This is a genomic window from Algoriphagus terrigena DSM 22685 (genome assembly GCF_000429445.1).
Lineage (GTDB): Bacteria > Bacteroidota > Bacteroidia > Cytophagales > Cyclobacteriaceae > Algoriphagus > Algoriphagus terrigena.
The window spans coordinates 115,778-133,991 of the sequence record NZ_AUBW01000008.1; the positions used below are offsets into that span (position 1 = coordinate 115,778).

Below are 18,214 nucleotides of genomic sequence, written 5' to 3' on the forward strand. Positions count from 1 at the left end.
ACCCAAAATGATGACAATGAAAAAGTGGAAATTTATAGCGCTATGCTCGCTGATTGCATTTGTGGGCTGCGACAACGAACAGTTTTTGGACAGAGAGCCCACCGACATCCTCCAGGAGGAACAGGTTTGGGAGAATGAAGACCTGGTGTTTTCCGTCCTGGCAGATCTGTACAACAGACTGCCCGACTACCAAGGCGTGGAAAACTGGTGGGAGTACGCCAATTTTGACGAGGCTTTTGCCAGCAATGCGGGAGACTACTGGCGCCACCAAAACCAGGAGTACAACTACGACAACTGGGGAATGTGGGACTATGGCCTGATCCGGGACATCAATCTTTTCATAGAAAAAAGCGAAGCGGCAACCGAACTATCGGCAGAAGCCAGGGAACGGTTTTTGGCAGAGGGGAAATTCCTCCGTGCCATGGTGTACTTCGAGCATGTGAAGCGCATGGGCGGCGTGCCCCTGATCCTGGAGTCACTTGAATACGACTACAGCAACGACCCGACCTACTTGCAGCATCCCCGCGCTAAGGAGCACGAAGTCTATGACTACGTGATCACCGAGATGGAAAACATCAAAGGTGACCTGCCCGTGGGAGGTACACGATCCAGGGCGACGGCCGGTGCAGCGCTTGCTTTGAAAACCAGGGCGGCGCTCTATGCCGGATCCATTGCCAACTATGGTCAGACTACTCCCGAGGTGTCTTTGCCGGGCGGTGAGGTGGGTATTCCCGCGAGCATGGCCACGCAGTACTACACCACCGCCTTGGCGGCGGCAGAGGAATTGATCGGTATGGGAACTTATTCACTGTACAACAACGACCCAGTTGCTTCGGAGAACTACACCAATATCTTCCTTAACAAGAACGCAAATCCAGAAGTGATCCTAGCCAAGGACTTCCTGGTGCAGGGACGTACGCACGGCTTCACCATCGATAATATCCCACGCTCGATCCGAGAGGAAAATACCTCGAGCGGGAAGATGAACCCCTCGCTCAACCTGGTACAGTCCTACGAATTATTGGACAATTCCTTCGCGCAGTTTGCGACCAAGGATGCGGACGGCAATCCTATCTACTACGACAACCCGATGGATATTTTCTCAGGCAGAGATCCAAGATTGCAAGGTACGGTGATCGTACCTGGCGCTAGCTTTAGAGGAAAGCAGGTGGACATCTGGGCCGGTTACAAGTTGGCAGACGGATCGGTGATCACTTCCGGCGAGTTGGGCGGACAGGCGGTGTTGCCGGGTGGCTCAGCTCCACAGCAGGTGGTGGGCTTTGACGGCCCGATCAACCAGATGGAATGGACAGCTCAAAACGGCTTTTACCTTCGGAAATATGTAGACACTGCCATAGGCTCCGGTCAGCGGGGCACGGGTTCTGCCGTATGGCTCGTCCGATTCAGATACGCCGAAGTGTTGCTCAACGCTGCCGAAGCTGCATTTGAGCTGGGCGACATGGCAAAGGCTGCGGAGTACATGAATCTGGTGAGGAGACGTGCAGGATTTCCAACCGACCTGAGTGCCGGAGAGATCACTTTTGAGCGGATCATCCATGAAAGAAGAGTCGAGCTTTCCTTCGAAAATCACATTCTCTGGGACTACAAGCGCTGGAGAATCGCCCACAAAGTCTGGAACGGCGTCAGCACAGACCTGACCAATGATCCAGGCGATGCTTTGGCTGTCAGCACGCGGGTTTTCGGACTGAGGCCTTATAAATATTACGAGCCGGGCTCTCCCAATCATGGGAAGTGGCTCTTTGAGGAGTTTGTCCCGGCACCGGTATTTAATGCGCATAGATTCCGGATGGGCAACTACTATTCCTACATCGGGGACAATGTGCGCAACAACAATCCACTGATTGTCAGAAACCCTAACCAATAACCAAAACTAGACATGAAGGAAATCTTAAAAAATATAGCCGGGGTCATCGGACTGGGGGTGATTCTGACTTCTTGCAGCTATGATAACTACGAAGAGCCAAAGCTAACCTTGGAAGGAACCCTAGTATATCAGGGAGAGCCTATCGGGGTGAGTTACAATGATGTCTACATGGAGCTCTGGGAGCAGGGCTGGCAGCGATTGGGTAGCATCAGTGTCGCAGTGGATCAGGATGGCACATTCTCGTCCCAGCTTTTTGCCGGAGAGTACAAGCTCATCATCCCGGGGAATCAGGGACCTTTTCGCAAGATCGCCAATCCGGAATCCGGTAATGACACGATTCCGATTAACCTCAGCGGCAGTCAACTCATGGAGATTGAGGTACTGCCTTATTATATGATTCGCAGTCTCAACATCAGCGGCGGAAGTGACAAGGTGGAGGCGGCTTTTTCCCTGGAAAAAATCATCACCGATGTCAACGCCAAAGACATCCAAGAAGTCTTTCTCTATGTCAGCAAAACGAGCTTTGTCGATGGGCGGACGAGTATCGCCAACACGCGAATCGGCGGTTCGGACTTGACGGATTTGAGCAATATCAGCCTGTCGGTCAATGTTCCGGCGAGAGTACCTACGCAGGACTATGCCTTTGCCAGGATTGGTGTTCGAATCCAGGGTGTGGAGGATATGATCTTCTCTGACATCGTCAAGGTGGATTTGTAATCATCCGAATTTCAGTGCAAGTTGGGGAGCCTGGATCTAAGGCAGTGGATCTGGGCGACCCGACTTTTTTTTATATTATTTTAGAAAAAAACAAAAATGATCTCTGGACTTCTTATTCTGTTGCTATCACTCGGATATGGTGTTGACACAGTAGGTGATCGACAGATGGATGCAGATCCGTCGCATTTGGCGGACACGTTGACCTATCAAAATCCCGTCTTCGAACCAGTCTTGGCCGATCCAACGGTGATCCGGGTCGGAGACAGTTTCTATGCCTATGGCACGGAGGACAATTGGGGAGAAGAGGGCGGCTATCATCTGATTTCGGTGCTGAAGTCACAAGATCTGGTGCAATGGGAATACCAACAAGACGCCATGACTACCAAGCCCAACTGGAAGGCGAAAGGCGGAATCTGGGCGCCGGACGTCACGCCGGTCGGCGACAAATATTGGATGTACTATTCCTTTTCCACTTGGGGAGACCCTAATCCCGGAATCGGTTTTGCGATCTCAGATTCTCCCGAAGGGCCATTTGCAGATCAGGGACCGGTTTTCTTCTCAGAAGAGATTGGGGTAAAGAATTCGATCGATCCCTTTTTTATTCAGGAAAAAGGCAAAAACTACCTGATCTGGGGAAGTTTTCACGGGCTGTTTTTGACGGAGCTTTCTCCTGACGGAAAAAAGGCCGTCGGCACTAAGATCCAGCTCGCCGGCAATCAGCTCGAAGCAGCGTACATCTACCAAAAGGACGGATACTATTACCTCTTTGGCTCAGCTGGCACCTGCTGCGAAGGAGCCAAGAGCACCTATCGTGTGCTGGTCGGCAGATCCAAAAATCTAACAGGGCCATACGTGGACAGCAAGGGGAACGACCTCATGGACGGGAAATCGGGAGATTTGGTCTTGAAAGGAAACGGCGGAGCAACGGGTGTCGCGGGCCCGGGTCACAATGCTGAAATCGTCACGGACGACCGAGGCAAAGACTGGTTTCTATACCACGGCATGGATCTGGAAAATGCCAAACTCAAAAATGGAACTAACCGCCGCGCCTTGTATCTTGACCCCATCATTTGGATCGACGGCTGGCCAACTGTCCAAGACAAACAGCCTGAACTCGCACCACAAGAGTCGCCAGTTTTTCACCCATAAATCATGAATAAAAAAATTAGAATAATCCGCAGTTTCCTTCTCCTCTTCGTGCTCGCACTCGGGTTGCAGCAGGCTTTTGCTCAGGAGAATGTGCTTCCAAATCCTGTTTTGGCGGGAGACCGACCCGATCCGACGGTCGTGAAGATCGGCAAGTTTTATTATGCGTCTGCCACTTCTAACGAATGGGCGCCGCTTTTTCCCATCTTCAAGTCAGCCGATCTGGAGAATTGGGAGCTGATTAATTATGTCTTTCCCGAAGGAGCTCCATCGTGGGCAAAAAACAACTTCTGGGCGCCGGAACTTGCCTATGACGAAAAGCAGGGAAAATTCTACTCGTACTACACCGCGCGCGACAAAGCCAGCAACCGCCTGAGTGTCGCCGTGGCAAGTGCCGATTCTCCCGATGGCAAGTTCACAGATCACGGCCCGCTTGTAGCGCAGGAACTTGGCTCGATCGATGCGTTTGAAACGCGGGATGAAAACGGCAAACTTTTCCTCCTGTGGAAAGAAGACGGAAACAGCCGCGGTCAAAAGACACCGATGTGGGCGCAGGAAATCAATGAAGACCGAACCGAGCTAATCGGGGAAAAGCACGAACTGTTTCACAACGATCAGCCTTGGGAAGGAGGATTGGTGGAGGGCATCGCGATCTTCCGGAAAAACGGCTACTTCTACGCGACCTACTCCGCACGGGGCTGCTGCGAGATCGACTGCGACTACGTGACTGGCGTCGCGAGGAGCAAAACGCTTCTCGGCCCTTGGGAAAAGTTTGATCAGAATCCCGTGATTAAGGACAACGAGAGCTGGAAATGTCCCGGTCACGGCACAGTCGTCGAGAAGGACGGCGAGCTTTGGCTGCTCAACCATGCCTACAATACGACCGGCAGTGTCTATGTGGGACGTCAGGGCGTACTTCAGAAGGTTGAATGGACGGCAGATCAATGGCCAGTTTTTGCCAACAACGAAGGCTATACTCGGAGCATGGCGTCTTTGGAGTTTACCGATGATTTCAAAAAGCGCCTCGATCCCGTCTGGCAGTGGAGAGTGACACAGGACATCGAGTTCGAGACCGGGAAAAAGGGACTTTTTCTTCAGGCTTCTGAGGAAAATGAAAGCTTGGGAACGCTCCTAGTTCAAGGCACTAAAACCTTGGATTACCGGTACGAAGCGACTGTCATTCCAAATCCGGATGCTGCTGCAGGACTGGCCGTGATCGGTGGGGCAAGCAACAAGTTTGGTGCTCCGGTGGCTGGAATGGGCATTTCCGTGAAAGGAAACGAGGTGACGCTTTGGGAAACGGTCGATCAGAAAACCAAGGTGATAGCCACTGAGACCCTTCCTCCGGGCAAAGAAATCCAGTTGATCTTGAGTATGAAAGACGGCTATCTCATGACCACATCGATCTCGGTAGATGGAAAAGTAGTCCAAGTCGGCAAAGAGCAAGACGTCAAGCACCTAGTCCCGTGGGGCATGGGCTTCCGCTTGGGATTGGTGTCAAAAGGCGATCCCTCGGCTGACGCCCATTTCAAATCAGTGCGAATCATTTACGAATAAATTCACCGAATTAAACCACTCCTCATGATCCATTCATCTTTTTTGAAAAGCTTGGCGATTCTCACAGCACTGGCTGCTGGAATTTTAACCCAAACTTTTGAATCCAATACTTATCCACATCAAAACGAAACTCCAAAAGCCGCAGAGAAATGGTCAGAGCAAAAGGCCAATGACTGGTATGATCAGCAGCCTTGGCTCGTTGGGGCCAATTTTACCCCAAGCAACGCCATCAACCAGCTGGAGATGTGGGACGCGACGACCTTTTCTCCAGAGCTGATTGACAAAGAGCTTGGTTGGGCAGCGGCGATCGGGATGAATACTATGCGTGTTTATTTGCATGATTTGTCCTACGAAAGTGACAAAAAAGGCTTTCTGGATCGAATGGATCAGTTTCTTACAATAGCTGAGAAAAACGGGATCAAGCCCATGTTCGTGTTTTTCGACTCCTGCTGGGATCCTTTTGCGGAGGTCGGCGTGCAGCGCGCGCCCAAGCCGCATGTGCATAACTCGGGCTGGGTCCAAAGCCCCAATAACAAGGCTTTGGCAGACAAGGGCCAGCATGGACGATTGGAAGCCTATGTCAAAGCCGTGGTCAAGCGCTTTGCAAAAGACGACCGGATCTTGGCTTGGGACATGTGGAATGAGCCCGACAACGATACCGGCAATGCGTACCGAAAAGTGGATTTACCCAACAAAGTCAGCTATGTCATTCCGCTGTTGAAAGAAGCGTTCGGATGGGCAAGGAGCCAAAATCCGACCCAACCCCTCACCTCGGGGGTTTGGGCTGGAAACTATGAAAGTGATGCGACGCTCAAGCCGATTGAGAAGATCCAACTTGAAGAGTCCGACATCATCACCTTTCATAACTACAGCAAGCCGGAGGATTTTCAGCAAATAATCAATCAGTTGAAGCGCTACAATCGCCCGATTCTTTGCACCGAATACATGGCCAGACCTAATGGGAGCACGTTCGAGGGATTTTTACCCATCGCGAAAAAGGAGCGAGTTGGCATGTTCAACTGGGGATTAGTTGACGGCAAAACCCAGACAAAATATGCTTGGGACAGCTGGGACAAAACCTACACGGCAGAGCCTGAGCTTTGGTTTCACGACGTGTTCCGGGTCGATGGGACGCCTTACAAGCAGAGCGAAACGGACTTTATCAAAGAGATAACGGCTAGGTAATTGCTCTTCGTTTTGCTTATTTAATCCTAAAATTCCAACCTATGACCAAAAATATTCTTTCCGCAGTTGCCCTTTCGGCCGCCTTATTCGCTGGGGCATGTTCCCAGAAACCGGCCGAAACCAACGAACCTCTGATCACTCCTATGCAAAGTCCCTATCAACTCCTTTTCCTCAAAAACTCAAACGGTGTCAAGCTGCAAGTCACGACGCTCGGCGCCCGCGTGATGAATCTTTTCGTTCCTGACAAAAACGGAACGCTCGTCGATGTCGTCCTCGGCTTTGATACGCCGGAGGAATATTTGGGCTCGTCTGAGCCGTTTTTCGGGACGGCAATCGGTAGATATGGCAACCGGATCGCAAAAGGGAAGTTTGAGTTGGATGGAAAAACCTATTCCCTTCCGATCAATAACGGGCAAAACACGCTGCACGGTGGACCTGGCGGGTTTCACAATGTGAACTGGACAGTCGCAGAATCCGACGATTCGCACATTGTGTTTTACTACGTTTCCAAGGACGGAGAGGAAGGCTTTCCTGGAAATTTGACTGTGAAAATGACCTATTTCCTGACGGAGGAAAACGAATTTAAGATTACCTACGAGGCTGAAACCGATCAAGCGACGCCGGTCAACCTGACGCACCATTCTTTTTTCAATCTGAATGGAGAAGGCATTGGCGATGTCCTCGATCACGAGCTTCAGCTGATGGCAAGCAAGTACACGCCAGTGGACAGCACCTTGATTCCTTTTGGGACGAATGAGGCGGTGGCTGGTACACCGATGGATTTTACCAAGACCAAAGCGATCGGCAAGGATATCAGTCAATCTACCGAGCAGCTGACATTCGGTGGCGGATTTGACCACAACTGGGTGTTGGACAAAAAGAAACAGGGCGAGTTGGAGCTTGCCGCAAGCGTCTTTGCTCCGCAAACGGGCATCGGAATGGAAGTCTGGACGACCGAGCCGGGGATTCAGTTTTATTCTGGGAATTTCCTGGATGGCTCGATCGAAGGAAAAGGCGGCAAGCCGTACAATTTCCGCGCGGCGCTATGTCTGGAAACTCAGCATTTTCCTGATTCGCCCAACCAACCGGCGTTTCCTTCTACAATCTTGAAGCCCGGAGAAAAGTACACTCAAACCTGTATCTACAAATTTTCGACGAAGTAAGATTTCTCAACGGGAGTCCGAGTTGATCAAAACGACACGTTCTAAGGCCTGCCAGATGTTAGAAATCTGGTAGGTTTTTTTACATATACGCTTCAGTAAACTGTGGATAACTGTTGCGATGGGGCGATTTTTCCATTGATCAAAGAGCATTGGCTTTCTGATAGTCAAATGATTATATTTTGAGAAACCCAGAATTATGAAGCCTGCTATCATCCTGTTTTTCAGTTTCTTTTTTGCGCTTCCTGCTTGGGCTCAAATGTCGCAACAGCAGCGAGACAGTCTGAATAAACTCAGCCAAGCTGATCATCAGTTGATGATGAAGATGCTTGGGATCGATTCTCTTCGCCCCGGGCCATCAGGAAACCCTCAGGCACCCAACGCCGCCAATTCGGATGAGAGCAAAGTTCGCTACGAAGATGTGCCGGATCCCTTGATCTTCGAAAGTGGAAAACCTGTAAAAAACACGAAGGATTGGGAGGCTCGAAAGCTGGAACTTTTTGAACTCTTTGATCGGGAGATGTACGGCAGAACTCCCGAAAACCTCCCGTCGGTGACTTGGGAGATGGTTTGGGAGAAAGACACATTGATCGGATCGGTGGAAACAACCTATAAAAAAATGAAAGGAATTGTGGATAACTCATCGTATCCGTCCATTTCTGTGGCGATAGATTTTGAATATGGAGTTCCAACGAATGTGGATAAGTCGGTTCCATTGGTGCTGGAATTCGGTTGGATCTGGCCTGTCGGGATGCAAAGACCACCGGCACCTCCAGGCCCGACGTGGCAAGAACAGGTGCTTTCGAAAGGCTGGGGTTTTGGCGTGATTATCCCGACGAGCTATCAAGCTGACAATGGAGCGGGATTGAGAGCAGGGATTATCGGCATGGTGAATAAGGGCGAACCCAGAAAACTCGACGACTGGGGAACTCTGAAGGCTTGGGCTTGGGGCGCAAGTCGGGCCTTGGATCACTTAGAAAATGACCCGAAAGTCAATGCTGATAAAGTGACGATCGAGGGCTTGTCCCGCTACGGAAAAGCCGCAATAGTCGCCATGGCTTATGATTCCAGATTTGCGGTCGGTTTGATTGGCTCGTCTGGCGCGGGAGGGGCGAAAATGCTTCGGAGGGTCTTTGGCGAGCAGGTCGAAAATCTGGCTGCTTCCGGGGAATATCATTGGTTTGCTCCGAATTTTATCAAATACGCCGGGCGTTTGAATCAGGATGACTTACCAGTAGATGCGCACGAACTGATTGCTTTGTGCGCTCCCAGACCGATGTTTATCTCTGTCGGATCTCCGACGGAGGAGGGACAGTGGATCGATGGCAAGGGGATGTTCGGGGCAGCGGTTTTTGCCGGGCCAGTGTATGAGTTACTGGGAAGGAAACCTTTGACGACAAGCATGTTCCCTCCGATTCAGACCTTTTTGGATGGCGGAGATTTAGCTTTTCGCCAGCATGAAGGCGGTCACACCGTCGGGCCGAACTGGCCTTATTTTATTGAATGGGTGAAGAAGTACTTGGAATAAATGATTATTTAGGTCTCTTTTTTTAGAATTTCAATCAAATCCTTTTCGAGCAGTGGCAAAATAATTTTACAAACTTTCCAAACAGACAATAGATCGATTCCAAAGTAATCATGAACGAGTTTATCCCGCATTCCTGCTATTTTTCGCCATTCTACAAAAGGATATCTCTCTCGAAAGGTTGGATTAAGCTTTTTTGTAGCTTCTCCAATGATCTGGAGGTTTCGGATAACCGCATCTTGAACCAAAAAATTAGAATAAAATACCTCTTCACTTTCGATTGTCTCGAGATAGGATTGAATTCTAGAAATGGAGTTTAAGATATGAAGTAGAAAAATTCTAGGTTCTTTTTCCATTAGAGGAGTGGGATCAAATCTTTTTCCACAAATGCGTCTAATATGGGAGAAAGGGATCTTTTGGTTACCAGATCTACTTTTCGATTTAACAAATCTGATAGTTCCTGCTCCAATCCAATCAATTCCAAAAGATTTGGACTTTCTTCAAATTCAACCAACAAATCAATATCACTGCTCTCGGTCTCTTCATTTCTAGAGTAAGATCCAAAAACTCCCAAACTTCTTAGATTATGGGGGCTAAGTGTATTCAAGATTATTTTTTTTTCCTTTTCCGAAAGCATGATTAAAGTTAACCAACTATTTTAAATAAGCTAAAAAGTCCCGCCGAAGCAGGACTTTTTAGCTTATTTAGAGGAAGATTAATCCAATCCACCTTTTCTGTTTGGAGAGCGCGGAGTCGGCCAAGTGGTTGGCTCACCGGTTCTGAAGTCCAATGGAACTCTCACTTCTCTGGAGACCTGGTTTTCTTCTTCGCAAGCCATGTACACCATAATTGCAGTGAGGATCGCGTTGCTTTTCAAGTCATCAAACACGAGTTTATCCATGGTATCGACGTTGGTGTGCCAAGTTTGGGTGCCATAGTCCCAGCTCAGGGAGCTCAGGTTAAATGCAGGAACGCCAGCCGCTACGAAAGAGGCATAGTCAGATCCGCCTCCACCTGGGTTGCCGGGGAATGAAGTTTCGATGTCTTTGGTGATTTCTCTAGGCACTTTGTTCATCCATCGACCGAGGTATTCGTAGCTGTCCACGAATCCCTGGCCGGACAGGTTAGCCACTCGGCCGGTGCCATTGTCTTGGTTGAAAAGAACCTGGATTTTTTCAATCATCTCAGGATGATCTTCCACAAATCCTCGGGAACCGTTCAATCCCTGCTCTTCTGAACCCCAGTGACCTACTAGGATCGTACGCTTAGGATTAGGGTAAACTTTCTTTAGGATTCTCATCACTTCCATCATCAGGATGGTTCCGGAGCCGTTATCCGTTGCGCCGGTGCCGCCATCCCAAGAGTCAAAGTGTGCAGAAAGCATCACGTATTCATCCGGTTTTGTGGAGCCTTTGATCTGAGCGATGGTGTTTTGAGTTGGCTGTACGCCAGTTTCTTTGGACTGTGCGTCGACGTGGATTTGAGGCTTTTTGCCACTTTCAGCCAATCTGAATAGCATGCCGTAGTCTTCCAAAGAAAGATCGAGGGTAGGTACTTTTTTGGTGGCTGCGGAGAAAATCTTGTTTGCTCCAAAAGCTCTTGACCAATAAGAAGTGATCACACCGGCTGCTCCTGCATTTTCCAAAGCCACAGGCAAAGTACTGCGGTTCTTTCCTGTTTTTTGAGTTCTCTCCATCCAGGCTTTGTCCTGCTCTGCACGCTCTTCTTTCATCGCTTCGAAAGAAGATTCGGTAGCCCACTTTTCCCAGTTGTAATCAGGACGGCCGGTGATCTGAGGCGATGAGATCATCACATATTTTCCTTTGACAGAAGGAAGCCATTTCTGAAAAGCTACAGAATCAGCAAATTCAGGCAAAACAACCACTTCGCCGGACACGCCGCCTTTTGGAGACGCAGGGCTCCAGGCCAGTTGAGTTCCTGAAAGGGAACGGGTCCAAGGCGCAACCATGTCGATGTGGGTGATTCCTCGCTCCCAGCCTCTCCATTCGCCCCATTTCTCATTGTGGGCTTCGATGCCCCAGGTACCGTATTGCTTCACCGCCCAGTCGTGGGCTTTTTGCATCTGTGGGGAGCCGACCAATCTCGGGCCGATGCCATCCAGGAGTTCGTGAGCCAACACCTCCAATTGGGAGTTTTCGTTAGCTTCTTTGATGATGGCGTCGATGACTTCGTTTTGTGCCTGGACTCTGCCAGCCAGCAAAAGCATCAAGCCTAAGCCAAGGGAGTAAATTTTTTTCATGAGAAGTGATTTTTGATTAAGAGGAGTTTGGAGTATCAGTCACTCACCGTTTTTGGGAATTGAAAAAGACTCTGCCTCCGTCTTTATTTAGTTGACGGTCTAAAAATATTTGAAAGGGAATCAATTTCCGAACCATTGGTGGAAACGTATTCGATTTTCAGATCGATTTCACGACCCGGCAGGGATTGCCGAAGGCTAGACTATCGTCCGGAATATCCTTGGTGACGACAGATCCCGCCCCGATTGTCACATTATTTCCAATCGTCACTCCAGGCAATATCACGGAATTTCCCCCAATCCAGACGTTATCGCCTATGATCACCGGCTTGGTGGAGGTTCGGAATCTGGTCGTTTCGCCGTCCTGGAAGATTCTGTCGGAGGCTTTGAGCGGATGAATGGCGGTATAAATCTGCACATAGGGAGCAAGGAGGCCGTTTTTCCCAATCCGGATCAGGTTGTCGTCCAGCAGCATGCAGTTGGTGTTGATAAAGGTATTTTCGCCGATTTCGATATTGATTCCAAAATCGCAGAAGAACGGAGATTCGATCCAGACTCCGGAGTCCACTTTTCGCAAAAGTTGGTGGAGAAGCTCAGTTCGCTTATCCCGATCGCTGGTGTCAGAGGTGTTGTAAGCCAGGATAAGCGCTCTTGCCCGGTGGTAGATTTCTAAGAGTTCTGGGTCTCGGGTGTCGTAGGACTCACCGGCGAGCATTTTTTGGAGGTTGGATTTCATTGGATTAGGTCAAACTTTAAAAAGTTTTGCATAAGCCGGAAATTTTTGTCGAAGGAGAAAAGCGTCAGTTTTTCCTCAATTACTTGCTGTAAAATGATAAGATCCGGTATGCCGACCTTATTGATTCCATTTTTGAGATTTAATACTTGATAGTATCTGATTAAATCCCAATCGATATTTAGAGGAAATTTTTCCAGAGAAAATAACCCCTCTACTATTTCAGTTTTTCTTTCTAGCAATAGTTTGGGTACCAACTCGCTGAGTATTATGTCGTTGATTGACACTAAATCCTCTTCTAAGTATAGGTTTAGAGAAGTAGATTTGGAAGTCCTAAAGAAGTCAATCCAAACAGAGCTATCGACTAAAATACGAGCCCTGGTCACGTTATTTTCTATCTCTCAAGACATCCAAATCAAGATCTAAATCAATCGATCCTTTCATGTTGATCAGTCTTTTACGTTTGGTAATGGCAATTTTTTCTTCGAGAGCTAGTTTGACTGCTTGGCTCTTCGTGGTCGCTCCGGTAATCTTCATTACCTCTTTAAGTAATTCTTCTGGAATTTCGATAGTAGTTCTCATGATTATCTATGCTTCGTTGCATCATTTTATATGCAAGTTAACGTTTTCAACTGAATTGATGTTTTCTGACCACTTACAAACTTTCTGATTTTGATCAGGAAAAGCGTATTTCTTCCTCCATTCCTCCCAAACCGGATGGATTTTAATTTCTGATCGAGTTTATTTACATCCCGAGCAAAACTTAACATTCAAAGATGGCTTCAGCATCAGAAATCATAAACTTTCTCAAAACCCTGGTTGAGAAAAATGCCGAAGAAAAATCAATCTCCTGGCTAAATCAAAAAGTGGAGCAAGTGCAAAGTTCAGGTTCGAATTCGGCCTTTTTCCTGGCATTTTCTCAGGCTTCCCGGTTTTTCAAAAAGGACAGTCTGGAGCTGAGCGAGACGGAAGCAAGGCAGGCGGATTTGCTTGTTGACGGTTTCGAACCTGCCTATTGGAGTGTGCTTCAAGCCGCCAGAACGATCCTGTTATTGAGTTATCCACAGGAAAAAGAAAAGTGGTTTGCGATCGTGAACCAACTCTTCGAGACGGCTGACATGAACGAACAGCAGGCCTTGTTTGCTGCTTTGCCGGTATTGCCTTATCCTGAGGAACTGCTCCCTCGGGCTATTGACGGTTGCCGCACAAATATGACCTTGGTGTTTGATGCGATTGCGCTTAATAATCCTTACCCCGCCAAATACTTCCCCGAAGCCAACTGGAATCAGCTGGTGCTGAAAGCTGTCTTCATGCAGCGGCCGCTCTATCGGATTCAGAAGTTGGACGAACGCCGAAATCTGGCTTTGGCCGACATTGCTTCGGACTTTGCCCACGAACGATGGGCCGCAGGAAGATCCGTCATGCCGGAACTTTGGAGGTTGGTCGTGCCGTTTATCAATGACCGCTTCTTGGCAGATTTGAAAAGAGTCATCGAATCCGAAGATGAGATGGCCGTGGAGGCTGGTTTGCTGGCCTTGTATCAGTGTGATTCTGAGAAAGCAAAGCAGCTTTTCAAATCCCGCTGCGAGGAAGTGATGGCAATCGAGTACGGAGAGATTACCTGGGAAAAAATCGGAATCGGATTTCAGGAGAAAAGGACCTGATCTCTGACAGGACAGTCAAGTACGGCACACTCGCATTATTTCTCTTAAATTTGAAGATTCATACTACCTGTAAAATGGAAATGTACATAGACCCTCATATTCACTTGGTTTCCCGGACGACGGACGACTACGAAGCGATGCGTAAGGCCGGAATCGTGGCGACGATAGAGCCGGCTTTCTGGCTGGGTCAACCCCGAACCGAAGTCGGATCGTTTAAAGATTACTTCAGCACACTGGTCGGTTGGGAGCGATTCCGGGCCAGCCAGTTTGGGATCGTCCACTATTGTACGATGGGGCTCAATTCCAAGGAGGCTAACAATGTGGCTCTGGCCGAGCAAGTCATGGAGCTTTTGCCGCTTTATGCAGGGAAAGAAGGAGTGGTCGCCATCGGGGAGATCGGATACGATGACCAGACGGAAGCAGAAGACAGATTCTACCGACTTCAGCTCGAGCTGGCCAAAGAAGTCAATCTGCCGGTACTTATCCACACCCCGCATCGTGACAAAAAGAAAGGAACTACCAGATCGATGGATGTAGCCGAAGAGCATGGCATGGATCCAGGTTGGGTCGTTGTCGATCACAACAATGAAGAGACGGTGAAGGAAGTTTTGGATCGTGGGTTTTATGCAGGATTTACCATTTATCCACATACCAAGATGGGCTCGGATCGGATGGTTGAGATCGTGAAGCAGTACGGGCCAGAGCGAATCATCGTCAATTCCGCGGCGGATTGGGGTATTTCTGATCCTCTGGCAGTACCAAAGACTGCCAACCTCATGCGTAAGATGGGCATTCCCGAAGAGCATGTCCGCCTGACTACCTATCAAAATGCCCTGACCGTCTTTGGCTTGAGCGGACAGATGAACGAGTCGGATTGGCTCAATGCACCGTCTATCGACCAAACCAAAAAACTGGGAGGAAACTCTGTATTGCGTGGAGGACAGGTTCCTAGAGTGGAAGGTCCGGCCGACCGTGTTGAGAACTGATACATGGCAAGACAAGGCATCTTCCCTTACCTCCAGCTGACCCGACCGGCGAATGTAGTCACAGCGATTGCAGATATTTGGGCGGGTTTTGCCATTGCCGGGGCTTGGGATTACATGGCGACCGACTACGTCTACGGCGAGGGAGATTTCTGGTTGAATCTGCTGTGCCTTTCATTGAGTACAATCGGATTGTATGCTGGCGGAGTAGCCTTCAATGACGTAGCTGACGCTGAGTTGGATGCGATTGAGCGACCGGAAAGACCGATTCCAAGTGGCCGGGCCTCTAAGTCCACCGCGACGATCATGTCATTGACATTGCTGGTACTTGGTGTGATCGCTGCTGCTCAGGTCAACTGGCTCGCGGCAGGACTCGCTCTGGCGGTTGCTGTTTTGGCGGTGGGTTATGACTATTGGGGAAAACATCAACGCATCCTTGGGCCAATCAATATGGGCCTTTGTCGATCGGGAAATCTGCTCTTGGGGATAAGTGTCGCTCCAGAGGTGTTGGAGAAATTGTGGCCGATTGCCGTGATTCCTTTAATCTATGTGGCAGCCATCACGATGATCAGTCGGGGCGAGGTTCATGGCAAAAACCGAAAAGCTTTGTATTTCGGTGGAGCGATGTACGGATCGATCTTCGTCTTCATCTTTGCCATGGCCTATATCCAAGGTCCGAGATATCTGCACGTTTTGCCCTTTTTGGCACTGCTGGCGTATATGATATTCCCGCCTTTGGCAAAAGCTATTCGGACACAGGAACCCAAATTCATCGGAAAGTCGGTCAAGGCCGCAGTCATTTCGCTGATCATCGTCAATGCTTCGATTGCCGCGGCGTTTTCGGGCTGGCCCGTCGGAATCATCGTTTTGCTTCTTCTTCCTATATCCCTTTGGTTGGGCAAGAAATTTGCCGTAACCTGAGGCCGGCATAAACCAATTTCGCCCCAAGATTGTCTTACAGACAGCTATCACCCGAATATCCTATTACGAATTCCAATGAATACGATTCTCGAACAGACATTTTCAGTTCCCTTCCGATATCCGGTGTGTTTCACGGAGGATCTTTTTGATCCGAAAAACATGATTTTGGTCGATGTCCTGCGGGGGGAGCGTGTCCCCAAGGTTCTTTTCGTGATCGACAGCGGCGTATCTGATACCCATCCGGGATTGGTTCAGCAGGTGAAGGGCTATGCTAAGAGCCACAAGGATGCATTCATCCTGGCAGCCGAGCCGATGATTGTCATCGGTGGAGAAGCTTGTAAAAATGATTCTATGCTTTATCAGGACGTTGTCGAAGCAACGCATTTGTACGGTATCGACCGACATTCCTACATCGCAGTGATCGGCGGCGGAGCAGTCCTCGATATGGTCGGCTTTGCTGCAGCAATCTCCCATCGCGGTATACGCTTGATCCGAATTCCGACCACTGTCTTGTCCCAAAATGACTCAGCAGTCGGTGTGAAAAACAGCATCAATGCCTACGGCAAAAAGAACTACCTCGGTACGTTTACGCCTCCCAATGCGGTTTTGAACGATTTCAATTTCCTTAAAACCCTCGATGAACGGGATTGGAGAGCGGGGATTTCTGAAGCGATCAAAGTGGCGCTGATCAAAGATCTGAGCTTCTTCGAATGGTTGGAAGCGAATGCCGAGGGACTTGCACAGCGGGAGATGGAGCCCATGAAGCAACACATCATCCGTAGCGCCCAGATGCACATGGACCATATTTCGGGAAAAGATCCCTTTGAGTTTGGTTCTTCGCGTCCGCTTGATTTTGGACATTGGGCTGCACATAAGCTGGAGAAACTGAGTGACTTCCGCATCCGGCATGGAGAAGCGGTGGCCATTGGGATTGCACTGGATTCGACCTATTCCTTTTTGCAGGGAAGAATCTCAGAAGCTGATCTAAATCGGATTATTAGCCTGATGAAAACGCTCGGATTTGTCCTTTTTGCTCCAGAGCTCCAAGGCGAAAGTTTAATAAAAGGCCTTAAAGAGTTCCAAGAGCACCTCGGCGGCCAATTGACGATCACGCTTCTTGAAAAACTCGGCAAAGGTCTTGAAGTTCATGAGATGAACGAGGACTTGGTCCATCAGTCGGTTGACTTGCTCCAATCTTTTCAGGAAAAATCCAACTTGATTACTTCCTGATTTTTCTAATTTCACCTTATGGAGATCAAGGGCTTTCATCTTAGCTATTGCAGCAACATCCATCCGGGTGAAAGCTGGGATGCAACTTTTCAGAATCTCAAGATTTATATTCCCGAGGTTCGGCAGCGGCTGAAAGTGAAGGGCCCATTCGGGATTGGTCTGAGGTTGTCCAATGAAGCTTCGCTGGTTTTGGAAAAGCCGGAAAAGCTCAAGGAATTTCGGACTTGGCTGGACAAAGTCAACGCCTATGTGTTTACACTTAACGGCTTCCCCTACGGTGATTTTCACCGACAGATTGTCAAGGAAAAAGTCCATTTTCCGGACTGGACGACTGCCGAGCGGAAAGATTATACCATCCGATGCTTCCGGATTTTAGCGGAACTTTTGCCTGCTGGCTTGGATGGAGGAATGTCTACTTCGCCGATTTCCTACCGCCATTGGTTTACCTCTGAGCAGGAATTGGAAGATGGAATGGAGACAGCTACCCGGCACTTGCTGGAAGTGGTCGAGGAATTGGCGAAAATCCGCAAGGAAACTGGAAAACTTCTGCATCTGGATATCGAGCCCGAGCCGGATGGGATTTTGGAAAATTCCGACGAGATGATCTGGTTGTTTACCGATTGGTTACTTCCCAAAGGCAAACCTTGGCTGGCGCAAAAGTTGGGAATTTCGGAGGTCGAAGCGGAAGAGCTCATCAAGACCCATACTCAGGTTTGCTATGACGTCTGTCATTTTGCAATAGTATACGAGGAACCGGCGAGCACCTTTGCCAAGTTTGCGGCAGCGGGCATCAAGATCGGAAAGATCCAGATTTCTGCCGCACTGAAAGTGCTGATTCCCGAAACTGCCAACGAAAAATTCAGCCTGGGCAAAAAACTGGAGGCTTTTGCCGAATCCACTTATCTGCATCAGGTAGTCGCCAGGCGTGCGGATGGGAAACTGAAATCCTACGCTGATCTGCCCCAGGCGCTGGAAATTCTCCCCAAGACCAAGGAGCTGGAATGGAGAATCCATTTTCACGTGCCCGTCTTTCTGGAGGACTATGGCTCCTTCTCTTCCACGCAGGAGACGATTTCGATTGTACTCAAAGAAATTTTATCCAATCCAGAAGTCACCCAACAACTGGAAGTGGAAACCTATACCTGGGAAGTTTTGCCAGAGGATACCCGCCTGAGCTTGGGCGAATCCATCGCACGGGAATTGAGTTGGGTGATTGGGGAAATGGGGTAGGGCGTTCCAAGACGAGAGACC

The 18,214-nt window shown here is 49.1% G+C and carries 18 protein-coding genes; 12 read left to right on the plus strand and 6 right to left on the minus strand.

From position 1 onward, the window contains the following. The first annotated feature begins 16 nt into the window (after positions 1-16). The 7 genes from G459_RS0108820 (at position 17) to G459_RS0108850 (ending at position 9,178) form a co-directional block, all read left to right on the plus strand. Positions 17-1,885 (plus strand): RagB/SusD family nutrient uptake outer membrane protein, encoded by a 1,869-nt coding sequence (locus G459_RS0108820; RefSeq protein ID WP_026967325.1) that lies wholly within the window; start codon positions 17-19, stop codon positions 1,883-1,885. A gap of 12 nt (positions 1,886-1,897) precedes the next feature. Then, positions 1,898-2,602, plus strand: a complete 705-nt coding sequence (locus G459_RS0108825) for a DUF3823 domain-containing protein (protein ID WP_026967326.1) — start codon at positions 1,898-1,900, stop codon at positions 2,600-2,602. Between the two features lie 96 nt (positions 2,603-2,698). Continuing rightward, complete coding sequence (locus tag G459_RS0108830; protein WP_026967327.1) at positions 2,699-3,751, plus strand: family 43 glycosylhydrolase; 1,053 nt, start codon at positions 2,699-2,701, stop codon at positions 3,749-3,751. Positions 3,752-3,754: 3 nt separating this feature from the next. After that, a complete protein-coding gene (locus tag G459_RS0108835) occupies positions 3,755-5,305 on the plus strand; it encodes a glycoside hydrolase family 43 protein (protein ID WP_051315143.1) in 1,551 nt (516 codons plus the stop codon). 24 nt (positions 5,306-5,329) lie between these two features. Beyond that, complete coding sequence (locus G459_RS0108840) at positions 5,330-6,490, plus strand: endo-1,4-beta-xylanase (protein ID WP_035455480.1); 1,161 nt, start codon at positions 5,330-5,332, stop codon at positions 6,488-6,490. A gap of 41 nt (positions 6,491-6,531) precedes the next feature. Next, the gene (locus tag G459_RS0108845; protein ID WP_026967330.1) at positions 6,532-7,653 is read left to right on the plus strand and encodes an aldose epimerase family protein; all 1,122 of its coding nucleotides are present in this window, start codon (positions 6,532-6,534) and stop codon (positions 7,651-7,653) included. 196 nt (positions 7,654-7,849) lie between these two features. Continuing rightward, complete coding sequence (locus tag G459_RS0108850) at positions 7,850-9,178, plus strand: glucuronyl esterase domain-containing protein (RefSeq protein ID WP_035455482.1); 1,329 nt, start codon at positions 7,850-7,852, stop codon at positions 9,176-9,178. A gap of 8 nt (positions 9,179-9,186) precedes the next feature. Here G459_RS0108850 and G459_RS0108855 read toward each other — a convergent pair whose 3' ends face one another. The 6 genes from G459_RS0108855 to G459_RS0108880 form a co-directional block, all read right to left on the minus strand. After that, positions 9,187-9,531 carry a HepT-like ribonuclease domain-containing protein gene (locus tag G459_RS0108855; RefSeq protein ID WP_026967332.1) on the minus strand — a complete coding sequence of 115 codons (345 nt, stop codon included), beginning with the start codon at positions 9,529-9,531 and terminating at the stop codon, positions 9,187-9,189. Next, positions 9,531-9,812, minus strand: a complete 282-nt coding sequence (locus tag G459_RS0108860; RefSeq protein ID WP_026967333.1) for a nucleotidyltransferase family protein — start codon at positions 9,810-9,812, stop codon at positions 9,531-9,533. Before G459_RS0108860 ends, G459_RS0108855 begins: the two co-directional genes overlap by 1 nt. 78 nt (positions 9,813-9,890) lie before the next feature. Next, positions 9,891-11,435 (minus strand): M20/M25/M40 family metallo-hydrolase, encoded by a 1,545-nt coding sequence (locus G459_RS0108865; protein ID WP_026967334.1) that lies wholly within the window; start codon positions 11,433-11,435, stop codon positions 9,891-9,893. Between the two features lie 157 nt (positions 11,436-11,592). After that, positions 11,593-12,168, minus strand: coding sequence for a sugar O-acetyltransferase (locus G459_RS0108870; RefSeq protein ID WP_035455485.1), 576 nt, complete (start codon positions 12,166-12,168; stop codon positions 11,593-11,595). After that, entirely contained in the window at positions 12,165-12,551 is a 387-nt protein-coding gene (locus G459_RS30620; protein WP_157373300.1) for a PIN domain-containing protein, read from the minus strand. Before G459_RS30620 ends, G459_RS0108870 begins: the two co-directional genes overlap by 4 nt. A gap of 1 nt (position 12,552) precedes the next feature. Next, entirely contained in the window at positions 12,553-12,747 is a 195-nt protein-coding gene (locus G459_RS0108880; protein WP_026967337.1) for a type II toxin-antitoxin system VapB family antitoxin, read from the minus strand. A gap of 194 nt (positions 12,748-12,941) precedes the next feature. Here G459_RS0108880 and G459_RS0108885 point away from each other — a divergent pair, with 194 nt between their 5' ends. The 5 genes from G459_RS0108885 (at position 12,942) to eboE (ending at position 18,193) form a co-directional block, all read left to right on the plus strand. Continuing rightward, the gene (locus tag G459_RS0108885; RefSeq protein ID WP_026967338.1) at positions 12,942-13,829 is read left to right on the plus strand and encodes an EboA domain-containing protein; all 888 of its coding nucleotides are present in this window, start codon (positions 12,942-12,944) and stop codon (positions 13,827-13,829) included. Positions 13,830-13,903: 74 nt separating this feature from the next. After that, positions 13,904-14,815 carry a TatD family hydrolase gene (locus tag G459_RS0108890; RefSeq protein ID WP_026967339.1) on the plus strand — a complete coding sequence of 304 codons (912 nt, stop codon included), beginning with the start codon at positions 13,904-13,906 and terminating at the stop codon, positions 14,813-14,815. A 3-nt stretch (positions 14,816-14,818) separates the two neighbouring features. After that, entirely contained in the window at positions 14,819-15,733 is a 915-nt protein-coding gene (gene eboC, locus G459_RS0108895) for a UbiA-like protein EboC (protein ID WP_026967340.1), read from the plus strand. A gap of 75 nt (positions 15,734-15,808) precedes the next feature. Then, the gene (locus tag G459_RS0108900) at positions 15,809-16,963 is read left to right on the plus strand and encodes a 3-dehydroquinate synthase (protein WP_026967341.1); all 1,155 of its coding nucleotides are present in this window, start codon (positions 15,809-15,811) and stop codon (positions 16,961-16,963) included. Positions 16,964-16,981: 18 nt separating this feature from the next. After that, complete coding sequence (gene eboE, locus G459_RS0108905; protein WP_026967342.1) at positions 16,982-18,193, plus strand: metabolite traffic protein EboE; 1,212 nt, start codon at positions 16,982-16,984, stop codon at positions 18,191-18,193. Positions 18,194-18,214: the final 21 nt, after the last annotated feature.

Coding starts and splice junctions, on each gene's coding strand:
- G459_RS0108820 (WP_026967325.1), top strand. CDS start 17: ATGAAAAAGTGGAAATTTATAGCGCTATGCTCGCTGATTGCATTTGTG.
- G459_RS0108825 (WP_026967326.1), top strand. CDS start 1,898: ATGAAGGAAATCTTAAAAAATATAGCCGGGGTCATCGGACTGGGGGTG.
- G459_RS0108830 (WP_026967327.1), top strand. CDS start 2,699: ATGATCTCTGGACTTCTTATTCTGTTGCTATCACTCGGATATGGTGTT.
- G459_RS0108835 (WP_051315143.1), top strand. CDS start 3,755: ATGAATAAAAAAATTAGAATAATCCGCAGTTTCCTTCTCCTCTTCGTG.
- G459_RS0108840 (WP_035455480.1), top strand. CDS start 5,330: ATGATCCATTCATCTTTTTTGAAAAGCTTGGCGATTCTCACAGCACTG.
- G459_RS0108845 (WP_026967330.1), top strand. CDS start 6,532: ATGACCAAAAATATTCTTTCCGCAGTTGCCCTTTCGGCCGCCTTATTC.
- G459_RS0108850 (WP_035455482.1), top strand. CDS start 7,850: ATGAAGCCTGCTATCATCCTGTTTTTCAGTTTCTTTTTTGCGCTTCCT.
- G459_RS0108855 (WP_026967332.1), bottom strand. CDS start 9,531: ATGGAAAAAGAACCTAGAATTTTTCTACTTCATATCTTAAACTCCATT.
- G459_RS0108860 (WP_026967333.1), bottom strand. CDS start 9,812: ATGCTTTCGGAAAAGGAAAAAAAAATAATCTTGAATACACTTAGCCCC.
- G459_RS0108865 (WP_026967334.1), bottom strand. CDS start 11,435: ATGAAAAAAATTTACTCCCTTGGCTTAGGCTTGATGCTTTTGCTGGCT.
- G459_RS0108870 (WP_035455485.1), bottom strand. CDS start 12,168: ATGAAATCCAACCTCCAAAAAATGCTCGCCGGTGAGTCCTACGACACC.
- G459_RS0108880 (WP_026967337.1), bottom strand. CDS start 12,747: ATGAGAACTACTATCGAAATTCCAGAAGAATTACTTAAAGAGGTAATG.
- G459_RS0108885 (WP_026967338.1), top strand. CDS start 12,942: ATGGCTTCAGCATCAGAAATCATAAACTTTCTCAAAACCCTGGTTGAG.
- G459_RS0108890 (WP_026967339.1), top strand. CDS start 13,904: ATGGAAATGTACATAGACCCTCATATTCACTTGGTTTCCCGGACGACG.
- eboC (WP_026967340.1), top strand. CDS start 14,819: ATGGCAAGACAAGGCATCTTCCCTTACCTCCAGCTGACCCGACCGGCG.
- G459_RS0108900 (WP_026967341.1), top strand. CDS start 15,809: ATGAATACGATTCTCGAACAGACATTTTCAGTTCCCTTCCGATATCCG.
- eboE (WP_026967342.1), top strand. CDS start 16,982: ATGGAGATCAAGGGCTTTCATCTTAGCTATTGCAGCAACATCCATCCG.